The sequence below is a fragment of the Actinacidiphila acididurans genome (assembly GCF_016918855.1).
GTDB classification, from domain to species: domain Bacteria; phylum Actinomycetota; class Actinomycetes; order Streptomycetales; family Streptomycetaceae; genus Actinacidiphila; species Actinacidiphila acididurans.
The window spans coordinates 262,141-279,932 of sequence record NZ_JADKYB010000008.1 but is presented as its reverse complement, the minus strand read 5'-3'; the positions used below and the strand labels follow the sequence as shown (position 1 = coordinate 279,932).

The 17,792-nt window shown below is 73.3% G+C and carries 13 protein-coding genes; all 13 read right to left on the bottom strand.

What is annotated here, in order from left to right:
* Positions 1 to 16 precede the first annotated feature (16 nt).
* The 13 genes from ITX44_RS17250 to ITX44_RS17190 all read right to left on the bottom strand — a co-directional run bounded on the left by ITX44_RS17250 (position 17) and on the right by ITX44_RS17190 (position 17,777).
* A complete protein-coding gene (locus ITX44_RS17250; RefSeq protein WP_205358121.1) occupies positions 17 to 1,045 on the bottom strand; it encodes an iron-containing redox enzyme family protein in 1,029 nt (342 codons plus the stop codon).
* Positions 1,026 to 1,370 (bottom strand): CDGSH iron-sulfur domain-containing protein, encoded by a 345-nt coding sequence (locus ITX44_RS17245; RefSeq protein WP_307795319.1) that lies wholly within the window; start codon positions 1,368 to 1,370, stop codon positions 1,026 to 1,028. Before ITX44_RS17245 ends, ITX44_RS17250 begins: the two co-directional genes overlap by 20 nt.
* Entirely contained in the window at positions 1,354 to 2,061 is a 708-nt protein-coding gene (locus tag ITX44_RS17240; protein WP_205358120.1) for a methyltransferase, read from the bottom strand. Before ITX44_RS17240 ends, ITX44_RS17245 begins: the two co-directional genes overlap by 17 nt.
* A gap of 268 nt (positions 2,062 to 2,329) precedes the next feature.
* Complete coding sequence (gene nrfD / locus ITX44_RS17235; RefSeq protein WP_205358119.1) at positions 2,330 to 3,370, bottom strand: NrfD/PsrC family molybdoenzyme membrane anchor subunit; 1,041 nt, start codon at positions 3,368 to 3,370, stop codon at positions 2,330 to 2,332.
* Entirely contained in the window at positions 3,367 to 4,422 is a 1,056-nt protein-coding gene (locus tag ITX44_RS17230) for a 4Fe-4S dicluster domain-containing protein (protein WP_205358118.1), read from the bottom strand. The genes nrfD and ITX44_RS17230 overlap by 4 nt, the downstream gene beginning before the upstream one ends.
* The gene (gene fdh, locus ITX44_RS17225) at positions 4,419 to 7,685 is read right to left on the bottom strand and encodes a formate dehydrogenase (protein WP_205358117.1); all 3,267 of its coding nucleotides are present in this window, start codon (positions 7,683 to 7,685) and stop codon (positions 4,419 to 4,421) included. The genes ITX44_RS17230 and fdh overlap by 4 nt, the downstream gene beginning before the upstream one ends.
* Before the next feature lie 137 nt (positions 7,686 to 7,822).
* Positions 7,823 to 9,304, bottom strand: a complete 1,482-nt coding sequence (gene hpnR / locus ITX44_RS17220; protein WP_205358241.1) for a hopanoid C-3 methylase HpnR — start codon at positions 9,302 to 9,304, stop codon at positions 7,823 to 7,825.
* A gap of 58 nt (positions 9,305 to 9,362) precedes the next feature.
* Positions 9,363 to 10,505: a Rieske 2Fe-2S domain-containing protein gene (locus tag ITX44_RS17215; RefSeq protein WP_205358116.1), complete on the bottom strand. Its 1,143-nt coding sequence runs from the start codon at positions 10,503 to 10,505 to the stop codon at positions 9,363 to 9,365.
* A gap of 191 nt (positions 10,506 to 10,696) precedes the next feature.
* Positions 10,697 to 10,999, bottom strand: a complete 303-nt coding sequence (locus ITX44_RS17210) for a DUF8129 domain-containing protein (RefSeq protein ID WP_205358115.1) — start codon at positions 10,997 to 10,999, stop codon at positions 10,697 to 10,699.
* A gap of 97 nt (positions 11,000 to 11,096) precedes the next feature.
* Positions 11,097 to 12,563, bottom strand: coding sequence for an aminotransferase class I/II-fold pyridoxal phosphate-dependent enzyme (locus ITX44_RS17205; RefSeq protein WP_205358114.1), 1,467 nt, complete (start codon positions 12,561 to 12,563; stop codon positions 11,097 to 11,099).
* 95 nt (positions 12,564 to 12,658) lie between these two features.
* Positions 12,659 to 13,132 carry a hypothetical protein gene (locus ITX44_RS17200; protein WP_205358113.1) on the bottom strand — a complete coding sequence of 158 codons (474 nt, stop codon included), beginning with the start codon at positions 13,130 to 13,132 and terminating at the stop codon, positions 12,659 to 12,661.
* 144 nt (positions 13,133 to 13,276) lie between these two features.
* Positions 13,277 to 15,967: a hypothetical protein gene (locus ITX44_RS17195; protein WP_205358112.1), complete on the bottom strand. Its 2,691-nt coding sequence runs from the start codon at positions 15,965 to 15,967 to the stop codon at positions 13,277 to 13,279.
* Positions 15,968 to 16,097: 130 nt separating this feature from the next.
* The gene (locus tag ITX44_RS17190) at positions 16,098 to 17,777 is read right to left on the bottom strand and encodes a radical SAM protein (RefSeq protein ID WP_205358111.1); all 1,680 of its coding nucleotides are present in this window, start codon (positions 17,775 to 17,777) and stop codon (positions 16,098 to 16,100) included.
* Positions 17,778 to 17,792 lie beyond the last annotated feature (15 nt).

Genomic DNA, 17,792 nt, shown 5'->3' with positions numbered 1-17,792 from the left:
CCCCTGACCCGCACCCTCAGGACCGTCGGTCGATCAGCGCGGAGCGCCCGTTCCGCCAGGCGTCCAGCAGGCACTCCGCGAGGCGGTCCTCCAGGAAGGTCGTCGCCTCGGCGCCGAAGGCCACGTCCGGGGCGAGCCCGGGTTCGTCGGCCAGCAGCCCGCCGATGACATCGCGCCGCACGACCTGTTCGTGCACCGCGTCGGCCTCGACGTGCTCGTCGTAGAAGCGCTGAGCGGCCGGGCCGGCGCCCGTACGGCGCATGGCCTGGGCCAGGCGGCGGGAGCCGGGCGAGGAGGTGACCTCGACCCACGCGAAGTGGCCCACCAGCGCGCCGCGCAGCCGGCGGTGCAGGCCGAACAGGGACATCAGGTTCACGACGGCCAGCGCCGGGGCGGGGGCCCGGCCGAGGTAGTGGCCGTAGGTGTGGTCCAGGCCGAGGTCGTCCATCATGTCGGCGAAGAGCCGCGCGTGGACGTCCTCCGCGCGGCCGGCGCCGAATTCGTCGTATTCCACGGCCGCCATCGCGGCCTTCGCCCGTCCGCTCAGCCGGGGCAGCACCCAGGCGTGCGGATCGGCCTCCTTGAGGTGGTAGAGCGAGCGCAGCGCCACGTACTCCCGCAACAGCTCCACGTCGCCCTGCCGCTGGAGGTAGTGGGCCACGGAGCCCGAGGTGTCGGCGGGCTCGGCCAGCAGATCGGCGAAGACCTCGTCGACACCGCGTCCGGCCGGGACGTCCCGGCGCAGGGCGGCCAGGAACCGGTCCTCCAGCAGCGCGCGCAGCGCCAGCAGCGCGGGGTCCCACTCGCGGTCGTCGCGCACGCCGGCCAGGCCCCGGTAGTGCAGTTCGTACAGCAGGTAGAGCGCGAGCTGCAGGTCGTCGCCGTACGGGTCGGCGGCCGCCGTCGCCGCGCGCAGGTCGGGCACCGGCAGGTGGGGATCGCGCAGGCAGTCCGCCGTGGCCCGCGACAGGGCCCCGCGGGCGGCCGGGACGGCGGGGCCGGCCGGGCCCGGGTCGGTCGGGGGGTCAGCCGGGGTGGTCCACATCCTTCTGCGTTCCCTTCTCGTTCGGGGGCTCGCTCCCGGCCGCCGCTGTCGGGCCCTCGGCCGCGGTCTCGCCCGCGCTCTTCCCCGGGCAGGGTGCGTGCCTGTCGTGGCGGGGTTCGCGGGCGCGGTGGCTGGTGTCGCACCAGGGGTACGTGCCGCTGAGGCCGCAGGCGCAGACCGCGACGACGAACCGGTCCGAGGCGGCCACGGTGCCGTCGTCGGTGACGACCTCCACCGGCCCCTCGATCAGGAGGGGGCCTTCGCGGTCCACGGAGATGCGGCGCGGGTGGTCACGGGCGCGCGGGTGGTCACGGGCGCTGGGCACGGATCACCACCAGCTCCTCCATCAGGTCTTCGGCCCGCTCCTCGGCGCCGACCAGACCCTGGGCGCGCAGCCACCCGAGCCGGGAGTGCAGGACCGGTCCGTACGGGATCCGGGCGCGGGCGGTGACCTGCCCGCTCAGGCCGCACTGCCGCAGCGTGTCCAGCGTCCGCCCGGTGCCGCACAGCCCGGAGTGGACCATGAGCAGCACGCCGTGCGGGCGCAGCAGAGCGGCCGCGCGCACGCACATCAGGTCGACCAGGTCACGGCCCCGCGCCCCGCCGTCCCAGGCCCGGGCGGACCGGCGGGTGCGCGCCGCGCCCCTCGGCGGCGGCCCGGGGACGTAGGGCGGATTGCCGAGCACCATGTCGTACGTCCTGCCGTCGGGCGGATGCGCGAGGTGGCGGCGGCGGACGGCGACCCGGTGGCCGGCCCGCGCAGCGTTCAGCCGGGCCGTCAGCACGGCCCGCCAGGAGATGTCGGTGGCCTCCACCCGGGCGCCCATCCCGGCGGCGAGCACCGCGAGCGCCCCGGTGCCGGTGCCCACGTCGAGCACCTCGGTCCCGGGCGCCACGATCTCCCGGGACAGCGCCTGCGCCAGCAGACCGGTGTCCGCCTGCGGCGGATACACCCCGGGCAGCCGCCACAGGCGGATCGGGGCCGGCTCGGTCGCGGCCTCCGCGGTGGCGGTCACCGTACGACCTCGTCGTCCGTCATGGGTACTCCTCGCGTGTGGGCGGCGCCGGTGGGCGCGTGCGGACGGGCCGGAGCGCCGGCGGCGGGTACGGTCGGCCGTGGGTGACCGACCGCGCCTGCCGTACGAGCCCGGCGCACGAGACGCACTGCTCGCAAATCGGAGCGAATGCCGCGATTCACTCCGGCCACAAAGTGGCGGCTACCCGGCTCTCGCCGGGGCAACCCCGTCCGGCGGACCGCCCAGCCCGCAACCGGTGCCGGAGCCGTCAGCTGGCCCGCCGGGCCAGCCGCTCGCGCTGCGGGACCACGGTGTACTTCGGGTCCTCGGCCGAGGCGACGCCCGCGTGGAAGACGCCGAAGCGCGTGCAGGCGGAGGCCGCGAGCAGGGCGGCGCCGCTGAGCACGGCGGCGGTGCGGCTGCGGCGTGCGGCCAGGGCCGCGCCTGCCGCGCCCACCGCGGACAGCCCCTGCGCCGCCCGCATCAGGCGGCCGCCGCGGCCCTGCCGGTACGGCTCGGCGACCATGCCGAGCCGGTGTTCCATGGCCTTGGCCGCTGCGGTCTCCAGCGCCACGCCGAACAGGGCCCCGCCGACCGCCGGGCCGTTCTCGGCGACCGGTGAGGCGATCAGGGCCATGCCGCAGGCCGCGGTGGCGGCCGAGCCGGTGAAGACGAAGGGCAGTTCGCGGTAGGCGTCGTGCCAGGCCGGTACGGCGGTGTCCGCGGCGAGCACCGCGGTGTAGGCGGCGACGGCGGGGCCGAGCAGGGCAGCGCCTGCGGTCGCGGCACGCGCGGTACGGGGCAGCCGGCCGGTGACGTCCAGCAGCGCGGCGGCGCCGGCCGCGGGGCCGTACCCGGACAGCAGCCAGGAGCCCATGCTCATCGGGGAAGTGGGCCGGAAGACCCGCAGCATGTTGGCAAAGCGTTCCGGCCGGCCGAGATCGTGGACCAGCGCCGCCGCCGACCCGCTGACGGCGACCAGCGAGCTGATCTTCAGGGCGCGGGCCATGACCGGACGCCCGGTGACCTCGGCGCCGGCGGCCAGGACGGAGCCGGCGCCGGCCAGCCCGCCGAGGAAGAAGTAGCCGGCGATGTCACGCGGCTGCCAGGTGGGCCGGCTGATCACGGGCCGGCCGTAGTAGGAGGTGAACTCGGCTTCGGGCACCATCAGTTGCTCACCACGCCGGCCGCGGCGGCGACCGCGGCGGCGGGCGGTCCGGCCGCCCTCCCCCAAGCCCTGCCCGACCAGCGCGTCGCGGCCGGGCCGTTCGCCGTGGACGCCGTCCCTGCGGACCTCGGAGTCGCTCATCGTCCGCCTCCTCCCGGCATCCGGTTCGCGGCGAAGACGGCGGCCAGGCCGCCGAGCAGGGTCGCGGCGGCCACGCCCGCGTGCCGCCACATCGACGGAAGGTCGCGGGTGGTGACGACGGGGTCCGGCGGCAGGCCGTAGACCTCGGGGTCGTCCAGGAGGAGGAAGAAGGCGCCGTCGCCGCCCACGCCGTCCTCGGGGTCAGCGCCGTAGAGGCGGGCGTCGGCCACGCCCGTCTCGTGGAGCTGTTCGACCCGGGCGGCGGCCCGCTCCCGCAGTTCGTCCAGCGGCCCGAACTGGATGGAGTCGGTGGGGCACGCCTTGGCGCAGGCCGGTTCCTGGCCCGCACCCAACCGGTCGTAGCACATGGTGCACTTGAAGACCCGGCCGTCGTCCTTGCGCTGGTCGATGACGCCGTAGGGACAGGCGGGCACGCAGTAGCCGCAGCCGTTGCAGACGTCCTCCTGCACCACGACCGTGCCGAACTCGGTGCGGAAGAGGGCGCCGGTGGGACACACGTCCAGGCAGGCGGCGTGGGTGCAGTGCTTGCACACGTCGGAGGACATCAGCCAGCGCAGCTCGGTGCGGCCGTCGGGCGCGGGCGGGCCGGGAACGGCCGCCGCGTCCGGGGCGGGCGGCGCGTCCGGGGCCGCCGACGCGGCGGAGGCGGCCGGAGTGGTCGGCGTGACCGCCGCCTCGGCGGGCGGGGTGCCCGAGCCTTGGGCGGCGAGCGCGAGGACGTCGATGTCGCTGTGGTCGGCCGCGGTCACAGCATGGCCGAGCGGTTTGCTCTGCTCGATGAAGGCGACGTGCCGCCAGGTGTCCGCGCCCAGGCCCTGGGTGTTGTCGTAACTCATGCCGGTCAGTTCCAGGCCGTCCTCCGGAATGGCGTTCCACTCCTTGCAGGCGACCTCGCAGGCCTTGCAGCCGATGCACACCGAGGTGTCGGTGAAGAAGCCCATCCGCGGCGGGTGGCCGGGGCCGTGCCCGGCGTCGCCGGCGGGGTCGGGCTCGGGGCCGGCGAGCAGGTTGCGGCCGATGAGGGAGCTCATCCCCGGACCTCCGTTCCGGTCCGCTCGGTGATGCCGGCGCGCAGCCGGTACTCGGCGAGCAGGGCCGGCAGGGCGGGTCCGCGCGGGCGGCGGCCGGGACGGATGTCGGCGGTCAGCGCCTTCACCTCCTGGATGTGCACGTTCGGGTCGAGAGCGATGGCCGACAGCTCGTTCGCGGCGTCGCCCTTGGTGTAGCCGTTGGGTCCCCAGTGGTAGGGCAGGCCGATCTGGTGGATGGTGCGGCCGCCGGCCCGCAGCGGGCTCATCCGCGCGGTCACCAGGACCCGTGCCTCGATCGCGCCGCGGGCGGTGACGACCGTGGCCCACCCCGCGTGCTCCAGGCCGCGCTCGGCGGCGAGTTCGGGCGAGACCTCGCAGAACATCTCCGGCTGGAGCTCGGCCAGGTAGGGCGACCAGCGGGTCATGCCGCCGGCCGTGAAGTGCTCGGTGAGCCGGTAGGTGGTGACCACGTACGGGAAGGGATCGGTGCCCCCCGGCCGGTCGGCGCCGGGGTGGAAGCGGTTGAGCTCGTGGGAGATCACCTGGCGGGCGGGGTTGCGCTGCTGCCTGCCGTACAGCGGGTTGCGGATCGGGGAGTCCTGCGGCTCGTAGTGCGTCGGCATCGGCCCGTCGACCAGGCCGGCGGGGGCGTACAGCCAGCCCTTTCCGTCCGCCTGCATGATGAACGGGTCCACCCCGCTCAGGGCGTCGGGGCCGGTGGCGTCGCGCGGCGGCCGGTAGGAGGGCGCCCGGTCGGGGACGAAGTCGGGTACGTCGTGGCCGGTCCATCGTCCGGCGTCCGCGTCCCACCACACGAAGGCCTTGCGTTCGCTCCATGGGCGGCCCTCGGGGTCGGCCGAGGCGCGGTTGTAGAGGATGCGCCGGTTGGCGGGCCAGGCCCAGGCCCATTCGGCGGCCACCCAGTCCTGCTCGGTGTGCGGCTTGCGGCGGGCGGCCTGGTTGACGCCGTCGGCGTAGACCCCGCAGTAGATCCAGCAGCCGCAGGAGGTGGAGCCGTCGTCCTCGAGCTGGGTGTAGGCGCTCAGCGGCGCGCCGTCCGCCGTCCTGCCGTTGATCTCGGCGAGCACGCTCTGCGCGTCGGGCTCGGCCAGCGGCCCCTGCGTCGGGTAGTCCCACGCCAGGTCCAGGACCGGGCGGTCCTCCGGGGCGGTCGAGCCGGCCAGCCGTTCCTTGATGCGCCGGCCCAGGTGGTACATGAACCACAGGTCGCTGCGGGCGTCGCCGGCCGGTTCGACGGCGGCGTGATGCCACTGGAGCCAGCGGTTGGTGTTGGTGAACGAGCCGGACTTCTCGGTATGGGCGGCCGCGGGGAAGAAGAACACCTCGGTGCCGATGTCCTCGGTGCGCAGTTCCCCGGTCTCGATCTCCGGGCCGTCCTTCCACCAGGTCGCGGACTCGATCAGGGAGAAGTCCCGGACGACCAGCCAGTCCAGGTTGGCCATCCCGAGCCGCTGCATCTTCGCGTTCGCGGAGCCGACCGCGGGGTTCTCGCCCATCAGGAAGTAGCCCTTGCAGGTGCCGTCCAGTTGCGCGAGCACCGTTTCGTACGTGCTGTGCGACCCGGTCAGCCGCGGCAGGTGGTCGAAGCAGAAGTCGTTGCCGGCGGTGGCCGCGTCGCCGTAATAGGCCTTGAGCAGGCTCACCATGTAGGCGCGCATGTTGCCCCAGAAGCCCTTGTCGGCCTTCACCGCCTCGACGAACGTGTCGAGGTCCTCATGTGCGTGCGCGTGCGGCATCGGCAGATAGCCCGGCAGCAGGTTGAACAGGGTCGGGATGTCGCTGGAGCCCTGGATGGAGGCGTGGCCGCGCAGCGCCTGGATGCCGCCGCCGGGCCGGCCGATGTTGCCCAGCAGCAGTTGCAGGGTGCTCGCCGCCCGGATGTACTGCGCGCCCACGGTGTGCTGGGTCCAGCCGACCGCGTAGACGAATTCGCTGGTGCGGTCCGGGCCGGAGTTGTCGACCAGGGCGCGGCACACCTCCAGGAAGGTGTCCCGGGGGACGCCGCACACCTCCTCGACCATCTCCGGGGTGTAGCGGGCGTAGTGGCGTTTGAGGATCTGGTACACGCAGCGGGGGTGCCGCAGGGTCGGGTCGCGGTGGGGTTCGGTGCCGACCGAGGCGCCGCCCGAGCCGTGGGACTCGGAGTGGCCGGCGGCGGAGATCGTCGCGCCGCCGCCGGTGCGCCGCTCGTACTGCTCGTCGCGCTCACCGGACGCGGCCTGCACGTCGGCGCCCTCGTACTGCCAGCTCGTCTCGTCGTAGTGCCCGCTGTCCTCGTCGAGGCCGGAGAAGACGCCGTCGAGGTCCTCGGTGTCCCGGAAGTCCTCGCTCACGACGGTGGCGGCGTTGGTGTAGGCCAGGACGTACTCCCGGAAGTCCGCCTCCGTCTCCAGGACGTGCCGGATGATGCCGCCGAGGAAGGCGATGTCGCTGCCGGCCCGGATGGGCACGTGCAGGTCGGCCAGCGCGCTGGTGCGGGTGAAGCGCGGATCGACGTGGATGACCTTGGCGCCGCGGGCCTTGGCCTCCATCACCCACTGGAAGCCGACCGGATGGGCCTCGGCGAAGTTGGACCCCTCGATGACGATGCAGTCCGCGTTCTGCAGGTCCTGGAGGAAGGTGGTGGCTCCGCCGCGGCCGAAGGAGGTGCCGAGGCCGGCGACGGTGGCGCTGTGGCACACCCGGGCCTGGTTCTCCACCTGGATCACGCCGAGCCCCGTGAAGAGCTTCTTGATGAGGTAGTTCTCCTCGTTGTCCAGCGTCGCCCCACCCAGGCTGGCGATCCCGAGCGTGCGGTTGACGCGGACCCCGTCCTGCTCGTCCTGCCAGGTCTCCCGCCGGGTGCGCAGCACGCGGTCGACGACCATCTCCATCGCCGTGTCCAGGTCGAGCCGTTCCCAGTCGGTGCCGTGCGGGCGCCGGTACAGCACCTCGTACCGGCGGGCACTGCCGGTGGTCAGCTGGAGTGTCGCGGACCCCTTGGGGCACAGCCGGCCGCGGCTGACCGGCGAGTCGGGGTCGCCCTCGATCTGCACGACCCGCTCGTCCTTCACGTACACGTTCTGCGCGCAGCCCACCGCGCAGTAGGGGCAGACGGATTTCACCACCCGGTCGGCCGTCGCCGTGCGTGGTCGCAGCTCGCGCGTGTGCGGGGAGACCGCCGTCGCCCCCCGGCCCAGTGGGTCCCGGCCGGTGAACTGCCGGTACACCGGCCAGTCCTGTACCCAGGCGCGCACGCCCATAGCGGCTCCTCCACGGTCGTCCAGGTGCTCCGCCGTGCCTGCGGCAGCGGTGGCGCTCTCGCAGCCCACGGCTGCCCCGGGACCGGGGATCCACACGTGGCCCACGCGTACGACCGGCTGGTTGAGGAAGACGGCGGCTACTGCGTGCGGCGACCGGACGGGCGGGTGTGGACGAACAGTTGCCGGCGGCTGCCGATGTCCACCGGCTGCGGCAGCGGGAGTTCGTACCGCACCGGGCGCCGGTGGTCGGCCATTTGCCGGGCCGGGTTGTAGACGCGGTTGAACTTCCACAGCATGCGGGCGAAGTTGGTCTGCCCGCGGGCCAGGTTGCCGCCGAGGACGCGCAGGGCGCCCACCGCGGTGCGCAGCCCCAGGTGCTTGCGGTTGATGACCGCCTGGGTCCGTACGAGTTCGCGGTAGAAGGCGTCGAGCGGGAGGGCGGTGGGCACCACGGCGTGCTGGATGTCGAACAGCCGGTAGTCGCGGGTGGTGAGCCGGCGGGACTCGGTGTGCCAGATCTCCGTGCCGGGGTAGGGCGTCATGACGGTCAGGTGGACGATCTCCGGGACGGCCAGGGCGAATTCGCGTACGAGGCGGAAGCGCTCCTCGTCCCAGCCGGGGTCCACGATGAGGTTGATCGCCACGTTGATGCCGAGCCGGCGGGCCACTTCCAGGGCGCGGAAGTTCTCGTCGGGGCTGACCCGTTTGCGGTACAGGTCCAGGCCCTCGGCGTCGATGGCCTCCATGCCGAGGAACATGTACCGCAGGCCGAGCCGGGTCCAGCGGCGGAACACCTCTTCGTTGCGCAGCAGCACGTCGCTGCGGGTCTCCAGGTAGTAGCGCTTGCGGATCCGGCGGCGTTCGAGTTCGGCGGCGATGGCGTGGCCGTGCTCGGGGCGGATGAAGGCGACGTCGTCGACGATGAAGACGTTCGGCTCCCGGATGCTCGCCAGTTCCGCGCCGGCCGCGTCGGGGGAGGTCTTGCGGTAGCTGCGGCCGTAGAAGGTCCAGGCGGAGCAGAAGGAGCAGTCCCAGGGGCAGCCGCGGGTGAACTCGATCGACGCGCAGGGATCCAGTTCGCCGATGAAGTACCTGCGGCGGTGGCGCATCAGGTCGCGGGCGGGGAGGGGGCTGTCGATGCTGTGCATCATCTGCGGTTCGGGGCCGCGGCCGGCGGTGGTGACGATGCCCGGCACCCCGTCCACGCCGCCGTCGCGCAGTGCCTCCAGCAGCGGGACCACCGCCGGTTCGCCCTCGCCGCGCACCACCGCGTCCACGGCGCCCTCGGCCTGTTCGAGCACGTCCTCGGCGACGAAGGACACGCTGTGGCCGCCGAAGAAGACGAAGCAGTGCGGCGCGGCGCCTTTGGCCGCGCGGGCGAGGCCGATCGCCTCGGGGATGTTGGCCAGGTAGTTCAGGGAGACGCCCATGGCGTGCGGCCGGAAGGTGGCGAATTCCCGGGCCAGTTCCCGCCCGTCGCTCACCTGGAGGTCGACGATCCTGACCTCGTGGCCGGCGTCGCGCGCCGCCCCGGCCACCCGTTCCAGGCCGAGCGGCTCCAGCCGCAGGAAGATCTCGGAGTACATCAGGGCACTGGGATGGACGAGGAGCAGGCGCATGGTCACCTCGCGGTCGGTGGACGAGGTCTCAGTGGACGAGGTCTCAGTGGACGAGGTCTCAGTGGACGAGGTCGGCGGTCGCGGGACGTGCGGGACGGATCGGCACGCCGTTGGCGCGCAGCACCCGGCGGACGTCGAGAACGACGGGGAAGACCTCGTGGTTGCGGTCCTCGCCCTGCTCCTGCCAGGCCCGCTGCTCGGCCTCGACGACCGCGCGGTCCTCGGCGAACACCCGCTCGGTGAACCGCCTGATCAACGGCCAGCCCATCCGCAGCAGCCCCGGCACGCGCGGCTTCTCGATCGTCAGCAGCCCGTACGCGTGGCAGGTGCGCTGCTCGGCGTCCTCGGGCACGTACACCGCCCACAGGCTCAGCGCCGGGCGCTGCGCGCCCTGGGGCACCAGTTCCAGCCGCTGGTACGGGTACTCGGTACGGATCGTCATCACGTCGGCGGAACCGCCGCGGCCGACGCCTTCGCCGGCCAGCAGCCCGGCGCCCCGGTCGCGCCGGCCCCCGTCGTGGGTGAACAGGTACCGCGCCTCCGCCGACACCGCGTCGCTGCGGTGCCCCAGCAGTTCCGGGCGCAGTCTGCCGACCACGCCGCGGTGCAGGAACTGGTGGTTCATGTCCAGCAGGTTCTCGTGCATGAAGGAGTAGTGGCAGCGCACCGTGCGGGAGAACGTCATGGTCGTGTACCGCGGCGAGCCGAGCAACGGCAGTTCGGGCAGCGGGGTCGCCTCCGCCAGGGCCGGATCGCCGGGGTGGACGAAGACCAGGCCGTACGCCTCGCGCACCGGGAAGGCCCGCACACCGCGCGGCGGCCGGGCGCATTCCCGGGACAGGTACGGGATCTGGGACACGCGCCCGTCGCCCCGGTACGCCCACGCGTGGTAGGCGCAGCGCAGCGCGTCGCCCTCCACCACGCCCATGCTGAGCGGCACCTGGCGGTGGGCACACCGGTCCTCCAGCGCGTGGACACCGCCGCTCTCCCCGCGGTAGAGCGCGATCCGCTCGCCCGCGAACGACGTCGCGAACACCTTGCCCTTGCGCACGCTCCCCGAGACGGCCACCGGATACCAGAAGTCCCGGCCGATGCCCACGCGCCGCAGGTCCGCCCGCGGCGCGTCGAACTCGACGGCGGGCCCGCCGACGCCCGCCTGCGCACCGGGGCCCACGCCTCCGGCGGATTCGATCCCGGTCATACGTCTCCCTCACGGTTGGCGTTCCGGGTGGACGACGAGGTCCCGCCCGGGCCCTGCGGGGCGTGCCGGTACGGCACGAGGGCGCACGTTCCCTCCCCCATGCTTGCCGCCCGCCGGGCCCGGGCACCCGTCGAACGCGTCCGTACGGGTGATCCGCTCCGGGCCGCCGGGCCGCCGGGCCGCCGGGCCGCCTACGGCTCGGCGCCCCCGATGTGCCGGCCCGGAACGGACGACCGCGGCGCGGGTCCGTACCCCCCGCTGCGCTCCCCCGCGGACCGCTCCTCCCGGAGCAGCCGCAACCTCGCGGTCAGCAGCCGGATCACCGGGGTGCGGGCCTGGTGCGCGCACTCGTAGTCCAGCACCGCCGTCAGCTGCTCGTACGTCAGCGACCGTGCGCACCCCTCGACGGCGCGCACGGTCATGTGGTCGTAGTCGGCGATCGGGGGCTCCTCCCCCGCACCGGAATCGTTTACGTCCCGACTGGCACGAAGCATCGGCATTCACCTCAGGTCGACTCGTTTCGTGCCTTTCCCGCGACCCGATGATCAAACATCTGTGCGAACATGCCGTACGGCCAGGCCCTTGCTGTCCTTACTGTTCGACCACCACGCGTACGGTGCCGAGTTCGGTGTCGGCCGCGTCGGGCACGAACATGCCGGCGTCGTGACCGGTGCGCAGGTAGGCGAGGACCGCCGCGTCCAGCCGTTCGCCGGGGATCGCGGCCGGGATGCCCGGCGGATACGGGGTCAGCATCTCCGCCGCGACCCGCCCGGCGGCCTTGTCCAGCGGCACGTGCTCGACCGGGCCGAAGAAGGCGTCGCGCGGCAGCAGCGCCTGTTCCAGCCGCAGCGCGGCGGGGTCGGGCACCTCGACCTTCGCCGCCGGGCGCAGGTCCCCGGCCACCGCGACGAGTTCCTCCAGGCCGGCCACGAGCCGGGACGCGCCGGTGCTGTCGTCGGCGTGCGTGAGCTGGGCGCTGACCCGGCGGTGGTCGCACACATGCAGGTCGACCTGACGGTGCGAGCGCATCCAGTCGCCCGCCGTGTAGCCGGTGATGCCCAGGCCCGACACATCGATCACGAGCTGGAGCGGGTCCAGGTCGGCCGCCCGGTCCGGCCCGCAGAAGTCGTCGCGGCCGTGGACGTGCAGGCCCGGCAGTTGCTCGATGCGGGCCCGCAGGTCGGTCGCCAGGTCGAGCGCGGAGTCGTAGAGCGCCCGGCCGTGCTGCACCATCTGCCGACGCCAGCCGTCGAGCGCGGCGTAGAGGATGACGGACGGGCTGGTGGTGCCGAGCAGGTCCTCGCAGCTCTTGAGCACCGACGCCTCGACGAGGTCGCCCTGCAGGTGGAAGACCGAGCTCTGCTCCAGGCCCGAGCCCATCTTGTGGACGGAGGTGACGCACACGTCGGCGCCGGCGTCCATCGCCCAGCGCGGCAGACGGGGGTGGAAGGGCAGGTGGGCGCCCCATGCCTCGTCCACGATCAGCGGCTTGCCGCGGGCGTGCAGCGCCTCGACGACGGCCGCCAGGTCCGCGCAGGTGCCGTACGGGGTCGGCGAGGTGATCAGCGCGCCGCGGGCCTCGGGGTGCTCGGCGAGCACCCGCGCGAAGCCCTGCGCCGACGGCGGATGGGCCAGGTGCAGGCCGGGATCCCACTGCGGATCGACCCACAGCGGCCTGATCCCGGCCAGGATCAGGCCGGCCACCACCGACTTGTGCGCGTCGCGCCCGACCACGAGGGACTCGTGCGGCCCCGCCACGGCCAGCATCGCCGCCTTCACGGACAGCGAACTGCCGCAGGTGGAGAAGAAGGTCCGCTCGGCCCCGACCGCCTCGGCCATGAGCTGCTGGGCGTGCTCCAGGATGCCGCGTGACGACGTCCGGTCGTCCAGCCCTCCGTTGGCCAGCACATCGGCGGTGAACACGTCCGCGCCGAGGGTGGCCAGCGTCCGGGGATCGGCGCCGCGGCCCTGCTTGTGACCGGGCGGAGTGAACGCCACATGGCCGTTGGCGTGGTAGGCGGCCAGGGCTTCGAGTACGGGTGCCTGCGTCTGATCCACGCCCTGCGGCTGCCCTGGCCCGTCCCCTTCAAACAGTGCCCGCTCCTGATGGACGGGCCCGGGTGCCCTTGCCTGCGCCCGGGCCCGGGGGGGCGTCAGTACGGGTTGGTGAGGACGGCCTGCTTGCTCACGGTGGTGTGGGCGGGGGTGAAGGTGTCGCCGTAGAGGACGAACTCGACGTTTCTGAAGTCGGCGTAGGTGTCCTGGCCGGTGACCGTGGTGCACCCGTTGGGGGGCGTGAGGTACTCCAGGAAGGTCTGCTGCCAGGTGTTGCCGACCCAGCCGGCGTTCACCGCGACCTGGATCTTGGGGGTGGTGTAGCTGGACTGCTGGCACACGTTCAGCGAGTACTGGAACGAGTCGCCGCCGTCGTCGAACTGCACCCAGCCGTCGATGTGGCCGAGCTGGACCGTGGTGCCGGTCGGGTACTGGTAGGTGACCTGGATCGACACAGGGGACGTCGCGCCCCAGGCGGCGTGCGCCGGGGTGGGCGCCACCAGGATGCCGCCCGCTAACGCGGCAGCCGTGCCCAGCGCGCCCGCGATACGCCGTCTGATCGGTGTTTTCACCGACGTACCTCCGAAATTGGGTCGGATGTGGAGTCACGACGGTAATCAGCGCAAAGCGGTGGGTCCATGACGGTTCACGCATTGACCGGTCCACCGCGGACATGCCGGTCGAATTGCCGGGCCGGGGCCGACGCGGTGTTCGCGTCAGGGCGCGCCCGGGGTCGGGGTGCTGACACTGGCCGGAGGGCGACTGGGCTGATCGGTGAGGGAGTTGGCCCAGTTGTCGGCGAAGACGGTGGCGAGGGTGGTCGCGGCGGCCAGGAGGACGGTGGTGGCGGGGACGACGAGGGAGGAGGCCCGCCGCGCGTTGCGTACGTACCCCCAGGGCATGCCCGCCGCGCGCACCAGGCGTGCTTCCCAGTAGAGGCCGAGTCCCAGGCCGATCAGGGCGGTCTGGCCGCAAAGAGAGAGCACTTGGGTGGCGGCCGGGATCCCGTCGAACTGGGAAGGCATCAGCAGCAGTTGCACCGGCAGCATGGCCGCGGTCAGGTATCCGGCCTTGGTCAGGGGGTCCCTGCCGCGCAGCCATGAGTAGAGATAGCCGTAGGTGAAACCGAACGCGGCCCACACGGTGACGGCCGACAAGGTGGTGGTGAGCGCCTGCGGAAGTCCGTCCGGAGTCCACGCCTGCCACCACAGCGACACCGACCAGGGCAGGCCGAGGAGAAGGGTCACCACGGCCGCGGTCGCCCCGTTGGCCCACGGGGCGTAGCCGCCGGAGGAGCCGAGGGCCGCGCCGCGCAAGCGGGTCAATGCACCGGCCGGGTCGGGGGCGGTGCCGCTGAGGGACTGCCAGCGGGCGTTCCAGTCCGCGGGAGTGAGGGAGCCGTCGGCCAGTTGAGCGCTGGAATCGCGCAGGAATCCGCCCCGTCCGGCGCCCAGGAGTTGCCCGGCCAGCAGCGAGTTCACCAGGCGTACGTGGGCGGCGCGCGACAGTCGGTGCAGCCGGCGGGCCTGCGCCGCGCGGGGCAGCGGCACCAGCCAGGGAACGCACAGCGCGGCCAGGACCGTCAGGACGGGGCTCGTCCACCGGCCGAACACGGTGATGGGGTTGCCGGACAGGGAGGACGTCGCGGCCAGCCACACCAGTGCGGTGCACCAGAGCCGGGCGCCCGGCGCCCATCGGCCCGCGCCCTGCCCGGCGCGGCGCAGGACGGTGAGAAGGAGGACGGCGCAGCCGATCCAGACGATCTGCCAGGCAGCGGTGAGCTGTTGCAGGGAGGTGACACGCGTGGCGCCCGGAGGAGCCAGCCCGCCGAGGTCGGCCAGCATGGATATGCCCAGGCTCGCCCGCTGCGGGTCGATCCAGCCGTAGGACTCGGTGCGCCAGGGCAGCAGGGCGGCGCCGACCGCGGCAACGGCCAGGAGTACGGCGGCCGGTGACCATCGAGGTGCGCCCGCCAGGCGGCGACTGCCGGCCAGGAAAGTCATGGCCCACGGCAGGACGAGGAGGACGGCGGTGGCTCCGGCCGCGAGGGACCAGAAGGTTCTTCCCGGATCCGCCCCCGCGGCGTCGGGGAACCGGATGAGCGCGGTCATGCCCGCGGTGCCCGCCAAAGAGGTAGCCGCGGCCGTTGCCGCCCAGCGGTGGCCGGGGCGCCCTCGTGGCCCCCGGCGCAGCAGCACCCCGCTTCCCGCGGCCGACACGATGACGAACAGCCAGGAGACCCCGGCCCAGCCCGGGAAGCCGGCCACCGCGGTTTCCATCAGCAGCAGACAGATCGCGGGCGCGGTGACCGGCCAGATGTCCTCCGCTCGCGGCGGTCGCCCGGTCACCGCCCGGACGAGGACCGCCTGCACGAGTACCGGCAGGGCGAACCAGTTGACGGCCATCAGCGCCTGTTGTGCGCCGGCCGCCGGCGAGATGTCGGTGAACTCCGCGCCGTCGGCCCTGATGGCGCCCTTGGTCCAGTCGACGATCTCGACGTCCGTGAGGACGGTCACCGAGGCGAGCAGCAGGACGCCGATCAAGAGGGCGGCCTGCCACCGCGGACGCGTGGCGGCGGGCAGGAGCGGCTCCGCGGCACGGGACAGCAGCGACCGGCCGACGACAGCGGTCACCGCGACGACGAGGGCGGAAAGGAGGACCGGGAGGAAGCCCTGCAAAGGCCCTGGATCGGCCCACGTGCGGGGGTCGTACAACTGGATGTAGAGGTTTTCGCGCGCCACCCCGGGTCCGCCCAGCTGAAACGTCGCGCGGTGCTCCTGTTGTGCGTCCGGCTGTCCGTGGACACTCGCCGACAGGCCGGGAGCGTCGAAGGCGAAAGTCCACCGGGCACGCGCCCAGGACACCTCGTTCCCGTTCGCGTCGGTCCAGGACAAGTCGTACGCGAGCGAAGGGATCTCCCCGGCGCCCAGGAGCCGGCTGGAGGAAGCCGTGACCACGGCATTGGCGGTCCGGGAAGGCTGGCTGATCCCGGAAGTACGGGGAAGGTCGGTTTTTCCGCTCGTGTCGGCGTGCTCGGTGGCGTATCCACCGGGCAGGTGCGGCAGCAGGTCGGCGAACCCCTCGGGGTTGTCGCGCAGCCAGCCGAGCAGCGGGGCCCGGGCACCGAGGGTGAACCGGTACCGCGTCGTCACGCGCCAGTGGTGGGCGTTCGCCTTCCGTACGGTGACCAGCGTCGAGCCGCTGATGTCGGCCGGCACGGCCGGCAGATCCGACTCGTCCGGCTGATCGGCGGCGGATGTCCCGCTGTCACTCTTGTGGTGCGCGTCGCGGGCCGCACCGGCACTCCAGACGGCACGCGCCATGAACCCGCAGTTCACGACGCCCGCCACCAGCAGCAGGCACCCGGCCAGGCCGATGCCGAAACGCCACGCCCGTACGCCCCCCAACGCCTTCTCCCTCCGGGCCGCCCCCCGCGGCCCGCCTCGCGACCGCTGTCGTACCGCACAGTAGCCCGCGCACCGGACGGCGGGGCGGGAGGTATCGGCAGCGGGTAACGGCAGCCAGGCCAAGGGCAGTTCAGACGGCGCAGTGGACGGGGCGGGGCAGGGTGCCGTCGGCGAGGCGGGCGGTGAAGAAGCGTTCGGTGATGCGGCGCCTGCCCTCCTTCAGGGAGGTGCCGGCCGGGGCGAGGTGGAAGTCGGGGCTGGTGGCGCGGTCGGCGCCGGCGGGGTGCCAGTGCAGGCCGTCGGCGGTGACGGTCAGTTCGGGGACGGTGGTGTCCTCGCCGATCTCGACGCCGTGGTCGGCGAAGCCGCGGCGCAGCATGGGGCGTACGGCGAAGTGGTCGGCGGGGATGCCGAGGCGGGCCAGGAGGTCGGCGGTGGCGGGGATCTCGGCGGTGTTGTCGGGGGTTTCGGTGAGGGCGACGCGCGGGGTGAGGCCCATGTCGAGCAGGTGGCGGATGCCGTCCAGGGTGCGGTGGAAGGATCCGGCACCGCGGTGGCGGTCGTGGGTGGCGGACGTGGCGCCGTCGAGGGATGTCTGGACGGTGAGCTTGCGGCCGGCCAGGTCGGCGAGGCGGGCGGCCCGGCGGTCGCGCAGCAGCATGGCGTTGGTGAGGACCACGGTGGGCAGCCGGAGGCTGGCGTGGTCGAGGAGGTCGGTGATGTCCGGGTGGAGGAACGGCTCGCCGCCGGTGAGGTACAGCTCGGTGAATCCGGCGTCGACGGCCTCGTCGACCAGGGCGTGGACGGTGCCGGCGGGCAGCGTGCGGGCGGCGGCGCGGGGCGAGGACGCCACGGCGCAGTAGTCGCAGGCCAGGTTGCAGTGGAAATTGGTGTAGATCCACAGCCGGGGCGGGAACCACGGGGTGCCGAACAGCGGGACGACCGGGCGGTCGGGGGCTTCGTCCAGGGGCGGTGCGCCGGCGCCCCAGCCGTCGTCCGCAGGGCGGAAACCGGTCGGCAGGGTCGAACGGTAGAGGTGGAAGCGGCCCCGGGAGCGTTCGGCGGGCGGCAGGATTTCCAGGCAGGTGGTCCACCAGCCGGTCTCGATGGTCTCCACGAAGGTCTCCGGCAGCCCGGCGGCACGCATGGAGGCGGCCTGGGCACGGAAGTCGTAGTCGAGCGGGACGAGTTCGGCGGTGGCCCGGCCGTCGTCGACGTCGAGGACCGCGTACCAGACGTTGGTCCGGCCGTCGTTGGCGGGTTTGCCGAGCACTCCGACGTTGACGACGAGGGTGTCGTCGACGCGGCGCTGCCAGGGCAGGCCGCTGTGCGTGCACAGGACGACGTCCGCGCCGCTGGCCGCCGCCTTCGCGCGGTGTTCGTCGTCGGGGAGGGACTGCCACCAGAAGTCGTTGAGGGCGAGCGGGGAGCCGTGGACGAAGTGGACGTCCAGGCCGCCCAGGGTCTCGCGGCGTTCGGTGGGCAGCTCGCCCATCCAGGCGGCGAAGTCGCGGCCGGTGGTGGCGAGGGTGTGGTCGTAGACGATCTGGGCGTAGTGGTTGTCGAGCGGGTCGCGGTAGCCGCAGCCGCAGTCGGTGTCCCCCCGGGCGATCGCCACGTCGTAGTTGCCCGCGACGCAGGTGACCTGGTGCTCCGTCAGGATGGGCCACAGGGCGTCGACCTCCGCGCCGAAGCCGCCGAGGTCGCCCAGGCAGTACAGGCGCTCGCAGCCGCGGGCCCGGGCGTCGGCGACGAAGGCGGCAAGGGCGTACGGGTTGCCGTACGGGCCACCGGATACCGCGATCCGCATGTCGGTTCCCTCCAG